This window comes from Aureimonas altamirensis, from assembly GCF_001463885.1.
In the GTDB taxonomy this organism is placed as follows: Bacteria; Pseudomonadota; Alphaproteobacteria; order Rhizobiales; family Rhizobiaceae; genus Aureimonas; species Aureimonas altamirensis.
The window spans coordinates 144,662-162,323 of sequence record NZ_BBWQ01000010.1; the positions used below are offsets into that span (position 1 = coordinate 144,662).

Annotated in this window: 17 protein-coding genes; 10 read left to right on the forward strand and 7 right to left on the reverse strand. The window is 65.3% G+C overall.

Annotation, left to right across the window (positions count from 1 at the left end):
- The 3 genes from AUL31_RS06785 (at nucleotide 1) to AUL31_RS06795 (ending at nucleotide 1,246) form a co-directional block, all read left to right on the forward strand.
- Complete coding sequence (locus AUL31_RS06785) at nucleotides 1–441, forward strand: hypothetical protein (RefSeq protein ID WP_060603341.1); 441 nt, start codon at nucleotides 1–3, stop codon at nucleotides 439–441.
- A 160-nt stretch (nucleotides 442–601) separates the two neighbouring features.
- Nucleotides 602–859 (forward strand): hypothetical protein, encoded by a 258-nt coding sequence (locus AUL31_RS06790; protein ID WP_060603344.1) that lies wholly within the window; start codon nucleotides 602–604, stop codon nucleotides 857–859.
- 18 nt (nucleotides 860–877) lie between these two features.
- Nucleotides 878–1,246, forward strand: coding sequence for a hypothetical protein (locus tag AUL31_RS06795; RefSeq protein WP_060603348.1), 369 nt, complete (start codon nucleotides 878–880; stop codon nucleotides 1,244–1,246).
- 60 nt (nucleotides 1,247–1,306) lie between these two features.
- On the opposite strand, the gene AUL31_RS06800 is transcribed toward AUL31_RS06795, so the two are convergent.
- A complete protein-coding gene (locus tag AUL31_RS06800) occupies nucleotides 1,307–2,218 on the reverse strand; it encodes a diacylglycerol/lipid kinase family protein (RefSeq protein WP_060603352.1) in 912 nt (303 codons plus the stop codon).
- A 106-nt stretch (nucleotides 2,219–2,324) separates the two neighbouring features.
- Here AUL31_RS06800 and AUL31_RS19950 point away from each other — a divergent pair, with 106 nt between their 5' ends.
- The 7 genes from AUL31_RS19950 (at nucleotide 2,325) to AUL31_RS06830 (ending at nucleotide 12,546) form a co-directional block, all read left to right on the forward strand.
- Nucleotides 2,325–2,489, forward strand: coding sequence for a DUF1328 family protein (locus tag AUL31_RS19950; RefSeq protein ID WP_039190789.1), 165 nt, complete (start codon nucleotides 2,325–2,327; stop codon nucleotides 2,487–2,489).
- Between the two features lie 98 nt (nucleotides 2,490–2,587).
- On the forward strand, nucleotides 2,588–4,111 hold the full coding sequence (locus tag AUL31_RS06805) for a PRC-barrel domain-containing protein (RefSeq protein WP_060603355.1): 1,524 nt from the start codon (nucleotides 2,588–2,590) through the stop codon (nucleotides 4,109–4,111).
- A gap of 145 nt (nucleotides 4,112–4,256) precedes the next feature.
- Nucleotides 4,257–5,531, forward strand: a complete 1,275-nt coding sequence (locus AUL31_RS06810) for an efflux RND transporter periplasmic adaptor subunit (RefSeq protein ID WP_060603358.1) — start codon at nucleotides 4,257–4,259, stop codon at nucleotides 5,529–5,531.
- Nucleotides 5,528–8,653 carry an efflux RND transporter permease subunit gene (locus AUL31_RS06815; RefSeq protein WP_060603362.1) on the forward strand — a complete coding sequence of 1,042 codons (3,126 nt, stop codon included), beginning with the start codon at nucleotides 5,528–5,530 and terminating at the stop codon, nucleotides 8,651–8,653. Before AUL31_RS06810 ends, AUL31_RS06815 begins: the two co-directional genes overlap by 4 nt.
- 48 nt (nucleotides 8,654–8,701) lie before the next feature.
- Nucleotides 8,702–10,510, forward strand: coding sequence for an ABC-F family ATP-binding cassette domain-containing protein (locus AUL31_RS06820; protein ID WP_060603367.1), 1,809 nt, complete (start codon nucleotides 8,702–8,704; stop codon nucleotides 10,508–10,510).
- Nucleotides 10,511–10,727: 217 nt separating this feature from the next.
- Complete coding sequence (locus tag AUL31_RS06825; RefSeq protein WP_060603371.1) at nucleotides 10,728–12,107, forward strand: DEAD/DEAH box helicase; 1,380 nt, start codon at nucleotides 10,728–10,730, stop codon at nucleotides 12,105–12,107.
- A 124-nt stretch (nucleotides 12,108–12,231) separates the two neighbouring features.
- Nucleotides 12,232–12,546, forward strand: a complete 315-nt coding sequence (locus AUL31_RS06830; protein WP_039188914.1) for a polyhydroxyalkanoic acid system family protein — start codon at nucleotides 12,232–12,234, stop codon at nucleotides 12,544–12,546.
- A 17-nt stretch (nucleotides 12,547–12,563) separates the two neighbouring features.
- Here AUL31_RS06830 and AUL31_RS06835 read toward each other — a convergent pair whose 3' ends face one another.
- The 6 genes from AUL31_RS06835 to AUL31_RS06860 form a co-directional block, all read right to left on the reverse strand.
- Complete coding sequence (locus AUL31_RS06835; protein WP_060603374.1) at nucleotides 12,564–13,232, reverse strand: response regulator transcription factor; 669 nt, start codon at nucleotides 13,230–13,232, stop codon at nucleotides 12,564–12,566.
- A gap of 227 nt (nucleotides 13,233–13,459) precedes the next feature.
- The gene (locus AUL31_RS06840; RefSeq protein ID WP_060603377.1) at nucleotides 13,460–13,894 is read right to left on the reverse strand and encodes a hypothetical protein; all 435 of its coding nucleotides are present in this window, start codon (nucleotides 13,892–13,894) and stop codon (nucleotides 13,460–13,462) included.
- 193 nt (nucleotides 13,895–14,087) lie between these two features.
- The gene (locus AUL31_RS06845) at nucleotides 14,088–15,086 is read right to left on the reverse strand and encodes an ABC transporter substrate-binding protein (RefSeq protein WP_060603380.1); all 999 of its coding nucleotides are present in this window, start codon (nucleotides 15,084–15,086) and stop codon (nucleotides 14,088–14,090) included.
- 48 nt (nucleotides 15,087–15,134) lie between these two features.
- Nucleotides 15,135–15,986, reverse strand: a complete 852-nt coding sequence (locus AUL31_RS06850) for an ABC transporter permease (RefSeq protein WP_060603383.1) — start codon at nucleotides 15,984–15,986, stop codon at nucleotides 15,135–15,137.
- A complete protein-coding gene (locus AUL31_RS06855; protein ID WP_060603386.1) occupies nucleotides 15,983–16,870 on the reverse strand; it encodes an ABC transporter permease in 888 nt (295 codons plus the stop codon). The genes AUL31_RS06850 and AUL31_RS06855 overlap by 4 nt, the downstream gene beginning before the upstream one ends.
- Nucleotides 16,863–17,642, reverse strand: coding sequence for an ABC transporter ATP-binding protein (locus AUL31_RS06860; protein WP_073469186.1), 780 nt, complete (start codon nucleotides 17,640–17,642; stop codon nucleotides 16,863–16,865). Before AUL31_RS06860 ends, AUL31_RS06855 begins: the two co-directional genes overlap by 8 nt.
- Between the last annotated feature and the right edge of the window lie 20 nt (nucleotides 17,643–17,662).

The window sequence follows — 17,662 nt, forward strand, 5'->3', positions numbered from 1 at the left end:
ATGATCGGGCAGTTCCTGGCCAAAGTCGTCACTGGTGAGGCCGGCATCTTCTTTGCCCGCCTCAAGCAGATGGCCGTCATCTATGTGCTGATGGCCATCGTGGCGCTTTTCCTTTTGCTCTTCCTGCTGATCGCGGCCTTCCTGTGGTTGGCGCAGGGCGTCGGCGCTCTGCCGGCAGCGCTTTACTTCTCCGGCGGGCTGGCGATGTTGCTGGTCGTTCTGTACGTCGTGCTTCTGGTTATCGGTCGCACGCCCAAGGAACGCGCCAGCGACCGTCTGCAGCGCGATGTGGCCTCCTTTGCCAGCGTCGCGGCCGTCAGCAACCTCCCGCTGATCCTGCATTCCGTGAAGCGTCGCAAAGGCCTCTTGGTCATACCGATCGTCGGGGCCGCTCTCTGGGCCGGCCTTCGGGCATTCTCGTCCAGACGCAACGTGCGTTAGCAACTGGCGAGGTCCATCCTCGACCTTTTCAAAGCCGGCAGCCCAACGCTGCCGGCTTTCTTTTTGCCTGCTGAAGGTTTCGTGACGGATCGAAAAGCCGGGAAATTCGTTTCCGAAGGAATGTTCGGTCGCTTACCGACCGGAGAAGAGGAAAACAATCATGGCCGAAGAAATCCGCTCGACCGAAGCCAAGCAGGGAGTGAAGGGTAACCGCACTCTCACGATACTTCTGGTCGCCCTCGCCCTGTGCCTTGTCGTCTTCGCGGGACTCGGCATCTACGGCAAGGTCCTGCCGGACCAGAACATCGATGGCCCGCAATCCAGCGGTGTCGAAACCTCGGCGCCGCCTCCGGCAGCCGGCGGGTCCAGTGGCGGTGTCGTCAGCCCGAACCAGACGACGACCTCTCCGGCGCAGTAAAAGGAAGGGTCAGACATCATGTCCAGAATAACCACGAGCGACGATAGCCCCATTCTGCCGGTCGACACGGCTGTTGGTGACGATGCGGACACGCCGGGCATCAGCCAGCCATTCACCCAGGCGGAGATCGAGGATCTGGTCAACGATACGACGATGCCGATCGAGGAACGCGTAGAGCGCCTGCACGGCATGGCCGAAACCTTGGGCACAAGGGAAGAAATGGATCGCGGCGGCGAGTTCGACCCGCTGATCGAACAGATCAACGAAGCGCTGGGCCTCCTGGCAGACGGGGGCCACACCTATGGAACCCCGGAATCCGTCGGCCTCGACCCGGAATACAGGTCGGACGCACGCGCGCCGGACGATACGGACGACAGGCCGCTCTGACCGGCGGACTTGATCGGAATATTCAACGGGCGCCCTGGGCGCCCGTTGTCGTTCAGGGCATCAGAGGTAAGAAGCCTCGTCGGGCACCAGTACTTTCAAGCCACCATGCCGGATGCTGACAACCGACTTCGGCTCGAGCGATTCCAGCTCGCCGTCACGCACGGCGCGCCTGTCGCGTGCGATGCCCGGATAATACAACTCTACCTGCTGTGCCTTCAGCACCGTCAGCGACGGGTTTTCCTTCCAGCGTCCGCGCCAGACATCGAACGCCAGCCGGGCAACTTCCGCCCTGTCCTTGGTGCGGCAGATATAGACGCCGAGCGCGCCCCCCTTCGGGTTGTCGGCAAAGGGCAGATGGCCGTCCCCGTACATGTTGTTCGATACGGCGACGGCGGGCGTCTCGATCTTCTCGAGTTTCCCGTCGATCTCGACGTCGAGGCGCACGAGCGGCAGGCTCTGCAGCGTCATCATGACGGCCTTGGTCGACGCCCACATCTTGCCGACGCGCGAGGCATAGTCGAACTTTTCCCGCATTCGCACCATCCGCGCATGAACGCCGACGGCGAACTGGTGCACGAATGGCTTGTCGTTCACCATGGCGATATCGACATCGACGACGATGCCCGACGCCAATGCGTTGACGGCGGCCGCCAGTTCCAGCGGGATCTGCAGCGTCCGGGCATACAGGTTCATCGTGCCGGCCGGCAGGATGGCGAGCGCGATGTCGGTGCCCGCAACCGCGCCTGCGGCACAGCTGACCGTGCCGTCGCCGCCCCCCACCATCAGGACATCGATGTCGGTGCGGGCCGCCACCTGGCCGATCGCGTGGGCGATATCATGACCGTCCACGACTTCGATTTCGACCCGGTGACCATGCAGGGTGAATTCGTCGCGGATGAGCGCGGTAAGAAGATCCAGATTGGTCGTTCTCAGCGTTCCGCCCGTGCGGTTCAGAATCACATGTACGTCCATGCGTCAGGCACCCCTTTTCAGTCGCAGGCCCTCGGCCTGCGGCGGAACGCGCGCAAAGCCCTTTCGTTTCATGGACGGGAACGGCCCCGCAGGAAAGAGAGATGCCATGCTTGAGTGGATCGTCATACTTCTCATCGTCGCCGCCATCGCAAGCCTTCTAGGATTTCGCGGCGTTGCGGGTGCGTCGGCCGGCCTGGCCAGGATCCTTATTTTCATCGTTCTGGCCGGCATTCTGCTGCTGCTTCTTTTCGGCGTCATCGTCTTCGCCTGACATCGCCGTGATGGCGGAACCGATCCGCCGCGAGCGTGGTTTTGCTCTCGAAACCGCAGGATGCGCACATCCGCATCACCGGATACGGGAGACTACCTATGCTACGCAAACTTCTTGCAACTTCCGCCATGGCAACGCTTCTCGCGACCGGCGCCATCGCGCAGGAAGCCAACACGCCGGCAGCAACCGAGGCTGCGCCCGCTGCTACCGAAACCGGCTCCATGGCCGCTGAGCCGGCAACGGCACCGGCCGGGCACTCTGCAGCGTCCTTCGACTACATCACCGCATTGTCCGCCGGTCAGCACCTGTCCGACGACATGGTTGGCGCCGATGTCATGATGGAAGGCGCAACGGACCAGCAGGCCGGTGAGATCCAGAACCTCGTGGTCAGCGCCGACGGCACCGTTCTGGCGGCCGTGCTGCGCACCGGCGATGCGCTGGGCGACGAGTCCCGCGATGTTGCCGTACCGTTCGACAAGTTCGCATGGTCGATGAACGAGAACAACGAGCCGACGGCCACGCTGACCGCCACCGTCGACGAGATCTCGGCCGCGCCGACCTTTACCAGCAACGAAGACACGGCAGCCGCCACGACGGGCACGATGGCCCCGGCCGGTGGCACGGCGACGACACCGGCCCCGGCAGGTGAGATGGCCGCGACACCGGCTCCGGCAGGTGAGATGGCCGCGACACCGGCTCCGGCAGGTGAGATGGCTGCGACGCCGGCCCCGGATAGCACCATGGGAACGCCGGCCACCACGACGGCCGACACCGGCATGGGCGGAGAGTATCTGGCAACGCTTGCAGCGGACCAGTATCTGGCTGACGACCTTGTCGGCGACAGCGTCTACACCGGCCCGACCAACGATTCCGACAATATCGGCAACATCAACAACCTCGTCATCAACGAAGACGGCACCATCGCCGGCCTGATCGTCGGCGTCGGTGGCTTCCTGGGCATCGGCGAAAAGAATGTCGGCGTCCCGTTCGATGCCGTCGCCCTGACCAACAACGAAGAAGGCGAGCAGCATGCAAGCCTGGTCGTGACCCGTGAGGATCTCGACGCGGCTCCGGCCTTCGACAACGACGCTTCCGAGGACATGGCAGCCGCGCCGGCCGCCACCGAAACGAGCCCGGCCGGAACCACCGGTGGCACGATGGCCGCTGGCACCGGCATGGCCGCCGGCACTGCGGCGGGCACCGGCATGGCAGCCGCCCCGGCCGAGACCGACGCCACCACCACGGCCTCGACCGGCGGCACCAGCCGTCCGGCAGACCTGACGCCGGTTGCCGGAGCCGAACTGACGGCCGACAATTTGATCGGCACGACGGTCTACGGTCCGGATGACAGCTCCATCGGCAGCATCGGCGATATCGCCCTGACGGCCGAAGGCCAGGTCGATGCCGTGATCGTCGATGTCGGCGGGTTCCTCGGCATTGGCGCCAAGCCGGTCGCCGTTGCCATGGACAACCTCCAGTTCATGCGGGACTCCGGCGGTTCCATGTACCTGACGACCGACTTCACGCAGGACGAGCTGGAAGCGGCGCCGGAATACAACCGCGATACCTATGCCGACAGCCGCGATACGATGCGGATCGAAAGCGGCGCGACAGCGCAGTAACGACGGTCACAAACACGAGAGAGCCCGGCCCAGTGCCGGGCTTTTTCGCATTGCGGCAACAATTCGTAACGTTTGCACCCAGATTCAGCGGTATTGTAAGTCCAGAACGTCGGCGACGCCCGACACTCCAGCACGAAAGGCGCCGATGGCACTTCTTCGTCAAGCCTTGGCTAGCATCGCCGTTCTGGCCGTATTCGCACTTGTCGCCCTCTGGGCGTTCGAGGCCCCCGGTCGCTTCCTGCTGTCGCATCGCGAGGCCCTGCCCGGCCCGCTCGTCCATGTGGTGGAAAGCGTTTCGCGGGCTGGAGACAAGGTCGGTCCAACCTCTGTGGCCGCCGGCGATGCCCTGTCGCGCACGCTGGTCGTCACCGACGCCGCGACGCCGGACCGCACACGCGACAGGCTGCGCGTCATTGGAACCGGCCAGGCCCTGTCCACCGTTGCGATCCATCCCGATGCGTCGGGCCTGATCACCGAAATCCGCTTCCGCTCCGGAGACCGCGTCCAGCAGGGCCAGGTCCTGGCCGTTTTGCAAAGCGACGCCGAGACGGTGGCCGTCGAGCGGGCGAAGATCGCGCTGGAAGCCGCGCAGGATCAGGTCCGGCGTTATCGGGCGCTGCTCAATTCCAACTCCATCACATCGGTGCAGTTCGACGAGGTGCGTCGTGCCGCGGAAGCCGCCGCGTTGGACCTGCGTGCCGCCGAGATCAGCCTGGACGACCGGCGCATCGTGGCGCCGATCGGCGGGATCGTCGGCCTCGTCACTATCGAGCCCGGCAGCTACGTGTCCAGCGACACGCTTGTGGCTACAGTGGACGACCGCTCGAAACTGAAGGTCGTGATCTCGGTGCCGGAAGCGTTCGTTCCGGAAATCGCCATCGGCCACGCGGTCACCGCAACGCCGACGACGCGGACCGGCCGCAGCTACGATGGCGAGGTCACCGCGCTGGATAATCGTATCGACGAGACCAGCCGCACCTTGCGCGCCGAAGCGACGGTCGACAACAGCTCCGATATCCTGCGTCCGGGAATGTCCTTTACGGTCGATATCGCCTTCAATGGCCAGGATTACCTGTCCGTCGATGCGCTTGCGATCCAGTGGGAGCGCGCCGGGCCCTTCGTCTGGGCCGTCGCGGGCGGAGAGGCGCGCAAGGCGCGGATCGAGATTATCGAGCGCAACGTTGACCGCGTCCTTGTTGCCTCGCAAAGCCTTCGGGCGGGCCAGCCCGTGGTGACCGAAGGCGTGCAGCAGCTTCGCGAGGGCGCCCCCGTGCGCGTGGAAGATCCGGAGGCGCTCCCGGATGTGCCCCATGCGCCGGAAGCGACGCCCACCGTGGACCGCGATGGCAGCGTCGAGCGAAACCGCGCCGGACTTGCCCCGGCCGGCCGCCTTGCCGACAGCCGGGCTGCAGCACGATGAGCGGCGGCCGCGTCCGCGACGGGGTCACCAAGTTCACCTCGCTGTTCATCCGTCGCCCTGTCCTGACGCTGGTTCTCAACCTTCTCATCATCGTTGCCGGACTGGCAGCCCTGCAGTCTGTGGAAATCCGCGAACTGCCGAATGTCGACCGGCCGGTCATCACCGTGTCCACCACGTTCGAAAGCGCCTCCCCCGAGGCGGTCGACAGGCAGGTGACGAGCGAGGTGGAAAGCGCCGTCGCGCGTGTTCCCGGCATCGTATCCATTTCGTCCACCTCGCGGCTCGGCAACAGCCGTGTGGTGATCGAGTTTTCCAGCGCGACCGACCTGAATGTCGCTGCCAGCGACGTCACCAACGCCGTCGCCGCCATCGCCAATCGCCTGCCCGACGATGCCGACGAGCCGCGCATCGTCAAGGCGGATGCCGATGCCGACGCCATGATGCGTCTTGCCGTTCTTTCCCCCGACATGCGCATCGAGGACATGACAGACCTCGTCGACGACCAGATCGCCAACCGCATCGCGGCTGTCGAGGGCGTTGCGGAAGTGACGTTGACGGGCGAGCGCGAGCGGCAGGTCTATATCGACATACGGCCCGACGAGCTGGCAACGCGCGGCCTGACGCTCGGCGATCTGTCGAACGCGCTGGCCAACGCGTCGTTGGACGTTCCGGCGGGTGCGCTGGAATCGGCAACGCAGAAGCTGGTCGTGCGGGCCGACGCCAGCCTTGCCGATCCGGCATCCTTCGCCAACGTCATGCTGGACAGGACAACGCGCCTGTCCGATGTCGCCAACATCCGCTTCGGTCCGGACGAGGCATCCTCGAAGCTGCGGGTCAACGGCCAGACCGGCATCGGCCTCGATATCGTACGGCAGGCCGGTGCATCCACGATCGCGATTTCCGAAGGCGTCCGCGCCGCCGCCGAAGAGTTGAACGCCGGCTTCAGCGACGGCACCCGCGTCGTCGTCATCAGCGACGAGGCCGTCTTCATCAACGGCTCGATCCACGAGGTGGAGCTGACGCTGGCGCTGGCGGTGCTGATCGTCGTCGCCGTCATCTACCTCTTCCTCCTGTCGATGCGCGCGACCCTGATCCCCACCGTGACGATCCCGATCGCCCTGATCGGCGTCGTCGCGTGCATCTATCTTGCCGGCTTCTCCATCAACATCATCACCCTTCTGGCGTTGGTGCTGGCCACCGGCCTTGTGGTGGACGACGCGATCATCGTCCTGGAAAACATCGTGCGTCGCCGCGACATGGGGCTGACACCCCAGGCGGCGGCCGTCGTCGGCACACGCGAAGTCTTCTTCGCCGTCATCTCCACGACGGCCACGCTGGCTGCGGTCTTCGTTCCCATCTCCTTCCTGCCCGGCGTTGCGGGCGGACTGTTCCGGGAGTTCGGCTTCGTGCTGGCCCTGGCGGTCACCCTGTCCAGCTTCATTGCCCTGACCCTGTGCCCGATGCTGGCATCCCGCATCATCGGGACGCGCAAACAGGAAGTTGCCCCCGGCCGCTTCAAGCGCGGCACGATGGCGCTCGGCAACCGCCTTGCAGGCCTTTACGCGCGGCTGCTTCGCCTGTCGCTGCGCTTTCCGCTGGTGGTCGTTGCCGGCTCGGTCGTCTTCGCGGGGATCGCCGCCATCGCCTATCGCGACATCCCCCAGCAGCTGACACCGGCCGAAGATCGCGGAACGGTCCTGATGATGATCTCGGCCCCGCAAAGCGCCAGCCTCGATTATCTCGACGCGCAGATGCGGCGGGTGGAAGCCGTCGTGATGCCCTATGTGGAGCATGGCGAGGCAACCAGCGTCTACGCGCGGATCGGCGTCTTCACCGGCAACTCGGCCTTCATGGTGATGCCGCTGACGGGCTGGAACCAGCGCGAGCGCAGCCAGCAGGATATCGCCGACGAGCTGAACGCGGCCTTCGCCGAAATTCCGGGCGTCCAGGCGCGGGTGATCCAGCCCAACTCCCTCGGCATCCGCGGCGGTGGACGCGGCCTGCAATTTGCGCTGACCGGCATCAGCTACGACGTCCTGTCCGATACGGCCGAGCGCCTGCGCGACGCCATGGCCGACGATGGGCGCTGGGGCCGCGTGCAGCTTGCCTACGATACGACGCAACCGCAGCTCTCGGTGTCCATCGACCGCGAGCGTGCCTCGGATCTCGGCATCGACATCGACGGGCTGGCGACGGCGGTACAGGCGCTGCTGGACGGGCGGGAGATCGGCACGACCTTCGTGGAAGACCGTTCCGTTCCCATCCGCCTGATCTCGTCCGCCGTGCCGGTGAACGACCCCGCCGACCTCGGCAATGTCCATCTTCGTACCGGCGATGGCCGTTTCGTGCCGCTGTCGACCATCGCAACCGTCACGGAGGAAGCCATCGCGCCCACCCTGTCGCGGGAAAGCCAGAGCCGCGCCGTCGGCCTGTCGGCCGACCTGACGCCGGGCTATGCCATCGGCGACGGCTGGCAGGATGTCGTCGAGTTTGCCCGGCCCCTGCTGCCGGCCGGGGTACAGATCGTACCGCTGGCAGAAGCGGCGACGCTGCAACAGACATCCAGCGGCCTTGCGCTCGTCTTCGCCTTTGCCATCATCATCGTCTTCCTGGTCCTGGCCGCGCAGTTCGAAAGCTTCGTCTCGGCGCTCATCATCCTCGTTACCGTGCCCTTCGGGCTTGCCTGTGCGGTCTATGCGCTGCTTCTCTTCGGCGAGAGCCTGAACCTCTACAGCCAGATCGGGCTTGTCCTGCTGGTCGGCATCATGGCCAAGAACGGCATTCTGGTCGTCGAGTTCGCCAACCAGCTCCGCGAGCAGGGGCGCAGCGTGCGCGAGGCCGTCGAGGAGGCCGCCCTGATCCGGCTGCGGCCCGTTATGATGACGATGATCGCAACCATCGTCGGCGGCGTGCCGCTGATCATCTCATCGGGCGCGGGCGCCGAAGCCAGAATGTCGCTCGGCTACGTCATCGTCGGCGGGCTGGGCCTGTCGACGCTGGCGACGCTGTTCCTGACGCCCATCGCCTATCTTGCACTGGCGCGCTTCTCGCGGCCCACCGGGGAAACGGAAGCAGCGCTGGAGCGCGACCTCGACGAGGGGGAGGCAAAGGGGATCGCCTGAGCCGCGGCCAAGCTTCACAGCCGCCTGCCCTTGCGATATGACGCCGCCATGGCCCCTCCTCCGCTCCTCCGCCTCGACGGCATCCGACTCACTTTCGGCGGCACGCCGCTTCTTGCCGGCGTAGAGCTGAACGTTCTGCCGCAGGACCGCATCGCCCTTGTCGGGCGCAACGGGTCCGGCAAGTCCACGCTCTTGAAGATCGCTGCCGGGCTGGTCGAGGCGGACAAGGGCGAGGTCTTCCGCCAGCCGGGCGCGACGGTGCGCTATCTGGCGCAGGAGCCCGACTTCGGCGATGCCGAGAGCGTCGAATCCTACATTGCCGCCGGCCTGGGGCCTGCCGACGACCGGTGGCGCGTGACGCGGCTGATGGACGGCCTTGGGCTGAAGGCCGATGCCCGCCCCCAGGACCTGTCGGGGGGCGAGGCGCGCCGCGCCGCGCTAGCCCGCGTGCTGGCGCCCGAACCCGATATCATCCTGCTGGACGAGCCGACGAACCATCTTGACCTGCCCACCATCGAATGGCTGGAAGAGGAGGTGCGCGGCCTGCGCAGCGCCGTCGTCATCATCAGCCACGACCGGCGTTTCCTGGAGCGCACCACCAACGCCACCGTCTGGATCGATCGCGGTACGGCGCGTCGCCTGAACGAAGGCTTCGCCTCTTTCGAGGCCTGGCGCGACAAGGCGCTGGAAGAGGAAGAGATCCAGCTGCAGAAGATGGATCGCAAGATCGAGCGGGAAGAGCATTGGCTGCGCTACGGCGTCACCGCGCGCCGCACCCGCAACGAGCGCCGGCTTGCGGCCCTGCACCAGATGCGCGCCGACCGGCGCGATGCGCGGCGTGCCGTCGGCACCGTGGAAATGAGTGCCGGCGAAACGCGGGAAAGCGGCAAGCTGGTCATCGAGGCACGCAACATCAGCAAGGCCTATGGCGACCGGGTTCTCGTGCGAGACTTTTCGGCCCGCATCCAGCGCGGCGACCGGCTGGGTCTCGTCGGGCCGAACGGCGCGGGAAAAACCACCCTTCTCAAGATGCTCATCGGCGAGACGCAGCCCGATTCAGGCGATGTGCGCCAGGGTACGCGCCTCGACATCGCCTTTCTCGACCAGAAGCGCACGCGCCTGCGTGACGATGTGGCCGTCGTGGACGCCCTCACAGACGGGCGCGGCGATCAGGTCGTCGTCAACGGAGAGGCGCGGCACGTTGCCGGCTATCTCAAGGACTTCCTCTTCCAGCCCGAGCAGATCCGAACCCCCGTCGGCAATCTGTCCGGCGGCGAACGGGCCAGACTTCTCCTGGCCAAGGTGCTGGCCACGCCCGCCAATTTCCTGGTGCTGGACGAGCCGACCAACGATCTCGACATGGAAACGCTGGATCTCCTGCAGGAGCTGATCGCCAACTATCCGGGCACCGTGCTTCTGGTCAGCCACGACCGTGACTTCCTAGACCGGACAGTGACCAGCGTGATCTCGCCCGAGGCGGACGGACGCTGGCTGGAGTATGCGGGCGGCTACACCGACATGCTGGCGCAGAAACGCGGCGCAGCGAAGGAAGCTGCGAAGCCCGGCAAGGCGCGCGAGCAGCGGGACGCCAAGCCGGAGGCAAAGGCCAGCTCCGGTTCGGCCAAACTGTCGTTCAAGCAGAAATACGCTCTCGAAAGCCTGCCCAAGGAAATGGCTGCGCTGGAAGCGGCCATCGCCGCGGCGGAGGCCGAGATGGCCGATCCGAACCTCTTCAACCGCGCACCCAATCGCTTCAACAAGCTTGCCGCGATCATCGACGAAAAGCGCGCTGCCCTTGCTTCTGCCGAAGACCAGTGGCTGGAGCTGGAGATGCTGAAGGCAGAGCTGGAAGGGTGAACCTGTCCGCGGCGTCTTGACGTTCGGGTCAAAAAAGGCGATATGCCGCTTGTCACGCCGTGATCGCGCTGCGCACGCCCCAATCTTTGGCGATCGTGCGCCCGCCAGCCGCTTACCAAAAAGGGGTTGGCCACGGTTCCGTGCCGTTCTGTCGCTTCCGCGCGAAGACGTTCGGCCATCTCGCAGGCGGTATGCCTGCACCAGTCACAGGTACTCCTTGACCCAATCCCAGTTCGACACGCTCGGCTTGTCCGAAGCGTTGCTTAGTGCCATCACCAAGATGGGCCTTGTTACCCCTACCCCGATTCAGGCAAAGGCCATGCCCGCCGTGCTCAAGGGCCGCGATGTCCTCGGCATCGCCCAGACCGGCACCGGCAAGACCGCCGCATTCGCCCTTCCCGTCATCGATGCCATCCTGCGCAAGGGCGGCCGCGCGCAGCCGCGTAGCTGCAAGGCGCTGTTTCTTGCGCCCACGCGCGAACTTGCGGTGCAGATCGCCGAGAACGTGAAGGCTTACTCCGCCGGCACGCCGATCCGCCACATGACCATTTTCGGCGGCGTCTCCATACGCCCGCAGATCGAAACCGCCGCCCGCGGCGTCGACATCGTCATCGCGACGCCCGGTCGCCTGCTGGACATGATCGACCAGAAGGCGCTGACCCTGTCCGACGTACGCCACGTCGTGCTGGACGAGGCCGACCGCATGCTGGACATGGGCTTCGTGCGCGATGTCATGCGCATCGTGAAGATGCTGCCGACGGAGCGCCAGTCGCTGCTGTTCTCGGCAACCATGCCGGCCTCCGTCGAACAGCTCTCCGGACGCATCCTGTCCGACCCCATCCGGGTCGAGGTGACGCCCGAGGTCGTGACCGTCGAGAAGATCGACCAGAGCGTCTTCCTTGTGCCGCAGAAGGCCAAGAAGAACTGGCTGATCCAGAACCTGGAAAAGTTCGACAAGACGGTCGTCTTCACCCGCACCAAGCACGGCGCCAACCGCCTGACGACCGACCTTGAGAAGGCCGGTATCGAGGCGCTGGCCATCCACGGCAACAAAAGCCAGGCGGCACGCCAGCGCGCGCTCGGCGAGTTCCATGCCGGCCGTCTCAAGGTTCTGATCGCCACCGATATCGTGGCGCGCGGCATCCATGTCGACGATGTCAGCCATGTGGTGAATTTCGACCTGCCCGAAGAGGCGGAAAGCTACGTGCACCGCATCGGCCGCACGGCGCGTGCCGGCAAGTCCGGCATCGCGATCACGCTGTGCGACCCGTCCGAGCGCGCCAAGCTGCGCGGCGTCGAGAAGCTGACCGGCCTTCGCTTCGACGTCCAGAAAAGCGACTTCGCCACCGACGAGGCGCTTGCCGCCTCGGCCAGCGAGGAAGCGCCCCGCCGTGGCAAGAGCAACGGCAACCGGCAGGGCCGTCCGGCCCGCTCCGGCCAGCCGGGCGAGCGTCACAACGCAGGCGGCCAGCATAAGCAGGGCGGCGATCGGCGCTCGGCCAATTCGGCCGGCGAAGCCAAGCGCGACGGCGCCAACAGAGCCAAGCGGCGGCGCGGCAATGGCCAGCGCGGACGCCCTCAGGCAGCCACGGCCTGATCACCATCCGACCGGCCGGGGCAATGCCCCGGCCTTTTTCGTTTGATGGCTTTGCCGGGCCTGAATGCACCGCGCGACCGATAGACCATAGTAGACTTTGAGTGACCCGATCGGAGACCGAACCATGGCTGAGACTGTCCGGGTGGATATCCCGCACAAGCTGACGCGGGAACAGGCACGCCAGCGGATCGCCAGCGGCTTCGACCGCATCCGCTCCGACGCGACGGGCGGCATGGTGAAGTTCGAGGATGTCTGGACCGAAGATCGCCTGGACTTCAGGGCCCGGGCCATGGGCCAGTCCGTCGTCGGGCGGCTCGACGTGATGGACGATCACGTCCATATCGAGATCGATCTTCCGGGGTTTCTGGCGGCGCTTGCCGAAAAGCTTACCGGAAAGATCAGGAAGGAAGGAACAATCCTTCTGGAACACAAGCCCTGAGGGCCTGGGGCACCGGCTTACACGCCGATGCCGTATCCAAGGTACCGCTTGGACGACACCGGGTCGTAGCCAAGACGCATCTTCAGCTTCTTGCGCAGCTTCGAGATGTGGCTTTCGATGACGTTCTCCTCGACGTTTTCGTCGAAGATGCCGTAGATCGCCGAAAAGAGCTGCTGCTTGGAAACGCGGCGGCCCTTGTTGGCGACCAGATATTCCAGAATGCGGCGCTCGCGGCGGGGCAGCACCAGCGGCTCGCCGGCCACTTCGGCGTCGCGGCCATCGTTGAAGACGCAGATTTCTTCCGCTTCCAGGCGGTTGCGGTCGATCACGTCGCGGCGGCGGATGGCTCCGACACGCGCAAGGATCTCCTTGATATGAACGGGCTTGGCGACGACGTCGTCGATGCCGGCCGCGAACAGATCCAGAGTCGAGCTGAGCGCCTTCGTCTCCGCCAGTGCGATCAGCGGGGCGTTGGTCCGTGCGCGGACCAGACGCGTAACGGCGCCGCGATCCGGAAAGTCTCCCAGAAGGAAAGCTTCTACAGCGGATACATCAGTATCCGATGCGCTTTGGACCCAATCCTGGAATTCGGATACATGGAAACCGGCAGATGATACGCCCTCTCCATTCAGGAGAGACTTGTAACCGCTCGTGACTAACTCACGATTGTCTACGACAACGATCATGTGACCTCACCGAATCAGCTTGCTTGAACCTGATCTATTGATACGCGGTGAGGTGGAATCTCGCCTATCCCTAAATTTCACTAGGCGACTCAGACATCGATTCCATACTGTGAGCCAAACCATTGCTGCAAAAGGGTTAGCGGCCGGTTAATGCGGTTCCGAAAATTTTCGCTCGATCTTCACTTTTCCGGCCCAAACGGGGGAATTGAGTCTTTTTCGCAACAGGCCTACAGGCGCGCCGCATCCAGCGCACGCTTGAGCCGTCCGGTTTGCGCGCTCTGCGTCTCGTCTTCCGACAACAGGGGGAAATGGTCGATCTGGATGACAGAGCCACCGCTTTTCAGCGTCAGCCTGAAATGCACCGATGTCTCGGCCTCGCGGAACAGAAGGTCGAGATCGATGGCCGGCGGCGTCGACCATGTCAGGCGTGCCTCGCCAGAGGAGGAAAAGCTCAAGGCGCCCGCCTTCATGTGCAACTGGCTTGAGGATTCGACGATATCCTGGATGTTTCCCGGCACGTCCATGCGCAGGAAGGCGATGTAATCGGCCGGCTCGACAAGGCGCAGTTCGGCGACGACCGGGCGAAGCGCCACGGCCAGCAGGCGTTCCCGATCATGGTTCGGGTTGCTCTCGCTCAGGTCCGGCATGGCGTGATAACCCATCGAAGGCTGCATCCCCTGTCTTGCGGCCATCCGGTGACGGCCGCAGATATGAAAAGAGCGAGGTGACAGGCACCCCGCCCTCTACCAATCGCCGATCAGGATGCGGCATCTACCTTGCCACGGGCTTGAGCGGCCTCCTGCCACCCATGCGAGCCTTGCGCTACGCTGGAATTGCCGGAGGCTACCCCCCTGGTCAGGGCATGGTCTTCATCTTGTCGGTCACGGCCGAGGTCCAGGCCCCTTCGGGCGCCTTGGTGATGACCGGGTCCGAGCCACCGCCCAGCAGCACCGCCACCGTATTGTCCGCGGCGGCCACGTCCAGCGTTCCATCGCTGTCGCCGACCAGCTTGATGACCTCGCCCACCATGCGCTTCTGGTGCGCTTCGGTCTGCGCGCCCGTCATATCGTTGTCGAGCACGATCTGCGCGGCTTCGTCGGGGTTTTCGGCGGCATAGGCCCAGCCGCGCATCGTCGCCTTCACGAAGCGCGCCAGCGCATCGACCATCTCCGGATCGGCCAGCGTTTCCTCGGTCGCGTAGAGGCCGTCCTCCAGCGTGGCGACGCCCTGATCCTGATACTTGAAGACCGTCAGCTCGTCGGCCGGGATGCCGGCATCCAGAACCTGCCAGTATTCATTGTAGCTCATCGTGGAAATGCAGTCCGCCTGCTTCTGGATCAGCGGATCGACGTTGAAGCCCTGCCGGAGCACCGTGACGCCCTCCGCCCCGCCTTCGGTGGACAGGCCGAGCTTCGACATCCACGACAGGAACGGATACTCGTTGCCCGAGAACCAGACCCCCAGCGTCTTGCCCTTGAAGTCGGCAGGCGACGCGATATCGGTATCCTTGCGGCAGGTCAGTTCCATGCCCGATGCCTTGAAGGGCTGGGCGATGTTGACCAGCGGAACCCCGCGTTCGCGCGCGGCAAGCGCGGCGGGCATCCATTCCACGATCACATCGGCGCCGCCGCCGGCGATCACCTGCGTCGGCGCGACATCCGGTCCGCCCGGCAGGATATCGACGTCGAGGCCGGCCTCGTCATAGAAGCCCTTGTCGTGCGCGACGTAGTAGCCGGCGAACTGGCCTTGCGTCACCCATTTGAGCTGCAGCGTCAGCGAGTCCGCGGCCTGTGCCCCAGCCGTAGCGGAGAAGAGAGCCGCAAGGGCGATACCGCCCGACACTATTGCCTTCATGCCATGTCTCCTTTTCGGATGGGCCGCCGCCTGCCGGCGACACCGAGGTCAGATGCGTTGCGAGGGATGCCAGAAGGTGACCCTGCGTTCGGCCAGGGCCAGAAGTGCATAGGATGCCGAGCCGGCCACGGCCGCCACGGCGATTTCTGCCCACACCATGTCGGTGTTGAGCCGGCCGATCTCGGCCGAGATGCGAAACCCCATGCCGACGATGGGCGTGCCGAAGAACTCGGCTACGATGGCTCCGATCAGCGCGAGCGTCGAGTTGATCTTCAGGGCATTGAAGATGAACGGCATGGCCGCCGGCAGCCGCAGCCGCCACAGCGTCTGCCAGTAGCCGCCGGCATAGGTGCGCATCAGGTCGCGCTCCATCGGGCCGGCCGCCGCAAGGCCGGCCACCGTATTCACCAGCATGGGAAAGAACGTCATCAGGACAACGACCGCGGCCTTGGAGGGCCAGTCGAAACCGAACCACATCACCATGATGGGCGCGACGCCGATGATGGGCAGGGCCGAGGCGAAATTGCCGAGCGGCAGCAGGCCGCGCTTCAGGAAGGGATAGCGATCGACCGCCAGCGCCGTCATGAAGCCCAGCCCGCAGCCTAGGGCGTAGCCGATCAGCACCGCTTTCATGAAGGTCTGCACGAAGTCGGCCCAGAGCAGGCCGGAGGAAGCGACGATGCGGGCGCCGATCTGGCTGGGCGGCGGCAGCAACACGGCCGGAACGCCGAGCCCACGCGTCAGAAGCTCCCACAGCAGCAGCAGCGTCGCACCGAAGATCAGCGGGATAGCGAGGTTGAGCCACCGGCTCCCGGCGCCGGCCGCGATGGCTGACAGCCAGCGCAACAGGAAGACCGCGCCGACGGCGATGACGCCGGCAAGCGCCAGAACGCCGCTCATCGCGCCTGCCCCGTGCGCGCCAGCACGGCCCGCTCTGCAAGGGAGATCGCCGCCACCAGGCAGCCCGCCATCAACGCCGCCATGACCAGCGCGGACCATATCTGGATGGTCTGCCCGTAATAGGAGCCGGCAAGCAGGCGCGCGCCGAGCCCTGCGCGTGCCCCTGTGGGCAGTTCGCCGACGATGGCGCCGACCAGCGCGGCCGCGACGGCCACCTTCATCGACGCAAAGAGAAAGGGAAGCGAGGCAGGCAGCCGCAGCTTGTACAGAAGCTGCGCCGTGCTGGCCGCATAGGTGCGCATGAGGTCCAGATGCATGCGGTCCGGCGAGCGCAGCCCCTTCACCATGCCGACGGTGACGGGAAAGAAGGACAGATAGGTGGAAATGAGGGCCTTCGGCACCAGCCCGGTGACTCCCACGGAATTCAGCACCACGATCATCATCGGGGCGATGGCGAGGATCGGTATGGTCTGGCTGGCGATGATCCAGGGCATCAGGCTCTTGTCGAGCGTCCGCGAGTTGATGATGCCGAGGGCCAGCGCGATGCCCAGCAGCGTCCCCATGGCGAAGCCCAGCAATGTCGAGGATAGCGTCACACCGGCATGAAACAGCAGCGAGCGCGGCGAGGACGGGCGGACGCCGAAGATCGTATTGGCCATCTCGGCCACGATCTGGTGCGGCGCCGGCAGGATGGGCCTGTCGGACGACAAAGTGGCGGCCACCAGCGCCGCCGTGCCATAGGCGGGGTCTTCGCGCGCAAGCCGATCCGAGGTCGTCTGCCAGTTCAACGCGATGGCGGCCAGCGTCCAGATCGCCAGGAAGACGATCAGCACGCTCAGGATCGGCGCCACGCCGGTACGATAGGCGGAAGCGCCGCTAGTCATAGGAGTGGCCGGCGCGCAGGCCCTCGCGGACGCGATGGGCAATAGCCAGGAATTGCGGCGTCTCGCGGATATCCAACGGCCTGTCGGGCCCCAGATCACAGTTCACGATATCCTGTATGCGGCCCGGGCGCGGGCTCATCACCACGATGCGCGTAGACAGGAACACCGCTTCCGGAATGGAGTGGGTGACGAAGACGACCGTCTTGCGCGTCTTGGCCCACAGGCGCAGCAACTCCTCGTTCAGGCGGTCGCGGACGATCTCGTCGAGCGCGCCGAAGGGCTCGTCCATCAGTAGAAGCGCCGGATCGAAGGAGAGCGCACGCGCGATGGAGGCGCGCTGCTGCATGCCGCCCGACAATTGCCAGGGGAACTTGCGGGCAAACCCATCCAGCCCCACAAGCGACAGATTGTGGCGGATGCGCTCGGCGCGCTCGGCCTTCGGCACGCCCATCACCTCCAGCGGCAAAGCGACATTGCGCTCGATGGTGCGCCACGGGTACAGCGCGGCGGCCTGGAACACGTAGCCATAGGCGCGCGCCAGCCGCGCCTCGCCCGGCGACATGCCGTTGACGGTGATGGAGCCGGCCGTCGGCTGTTCCAGATCGGCGATGACGCGCAGCAGGGTCGTCTTGCCGCAGCCCGACGGACCGATCAGCGAGACGAACTCCCCCTTGCCGATGGTGAGGTCTATGTCGGACAGCGCGCGGACGGGCCCGTCATTCGTCTGAAATGTCAGGGAGAGGCCCCGGGCCCCGACGACGCTGTCCATCATGTCACGCCCCGAGCCCCCAT

What these genes read in the sequence shown, in the direction of transcription:
- AUL31_RS06835 (WP_060603374.1), bottom strand. Translation starts at nt 13,232, where the DNA reads ATGATCGTTGTCGTAGACAATCGTGAGTTAGTCACGAGCGGTTACAAG.
- AUL31_RS06830 (WP_039188914.1), top strand. Translation starts at nt 12,232, where the DNA reads ATGGCTGAGACTGTCCGGGTGGATATCCCGCACAAGCTGACGCGGGAA.
- AUL31_RS06860 (WP_073469186.1), bottom strand. Translation starts at nt 17,642, where the DNA reads ATGATGGACAGCGTCGTCGGGGCCCGGGGCCTCTCCCTGACATTTCAG.
- AUL31_RS06850 (WP_060603383.1), bottom strand. Translation starts at nt 15,986, where the DNA reads ATGAGCGGCGTTCTGGCGCTTGCCGGCGTCATCGCCGTCGGCGCGGTC.
- AUL31_RS06800 (WP_060603352.1), bottom strand. Translation starts at nt 2,218, where the DNA reads ATGGACGTACATGTGATTCTGAACCGCACGGGCGGAACGCTGAGAACG.
- AUL31_RS06845 (WP_060603380.1), bottom strand. Translation starts at nt 15,086, where the DNA reads ATGAAGGCAATAGTGTCGGGCGGTATCGCCCTTGCGGCTCTCTTCTCC.
- AUL31_RS06810 (WP_060603358.1), top strand. Translation starts at nt 4,257, where the DNA reads ATGGCACTTCTTCGTCAAGCCTTGGCTAGCATCGCCGTTCTGGCCGTA.
- AUL31_RS06820 (WP_060603367.1), top strand. Translation starts at nt 8,702, where the DNA reads ATGGCCCCTCCTCCGCTCCTCCGCCTCGACGGCATCCGACTCACTTTC.
- AUL31_RS06795 (WP_060603348.1), top strand. Translation starts at nt 878, where the DNA reads ATGTCCAGAATAACCACGAGCGACGATAGCCCCATTCTGCCGGTCGAC.
- AUL31_RS19950 (WP_039190789.1), top strand. Translation starts at nt 2,325, where the DNA reads ATGCTTGAGTGGATCGTCATACTTCTCATCGTCGCCGCCATCGCAAGC.
- AUL31_RS06805 (WP_060603355.1), top strand. Translation starts at nt 2,588, where the DNA reads ATGCTACGCAAACTTCTTGCAACTTCCGCCATGGCAACGCTTCTCGCG.
- AUL31_RS06840 (WP_060603377.1), bottom strand. Translation starts at nt 13,894, where the DNA reads ATGGGTTATCACGCCATGCCGGACCTGAGCGAGAGCAACCCGAACCAT.
- AUL31_RS06815 (WP_060603362.1), top strand. Translation starts at nt 5,528, where the DNA reads ATGAGCGGCGGCCGCGTCCGCGACGGGGTCACCAAGTTCACCTCGCTG.
- AUL31_RS06855 (WP_060603386.1), bottom strand. Translation starts at nt 16,870, where the DNA reads ATGACTAGCGGCGCTTCCGCCTATCGTACCGGCGTGGCGCCGATCCTG.
- AUL31_RS06790 (WP_060603344.1), top strand. Translation starts at nt 602, where the DNA reads ATGGCCGAAGAAATCCGCTCGACCGAAGCCAAGCAGGGAGTGAAGGGT.
- AUL31_RS06785 (WP_060603341.1), top strand. Translation starts at nt 1, where the DNA reads ATGATCGGGCAGTTCCTGGCCAAAGTCGTCACTGGTGAGGCCGGCATC.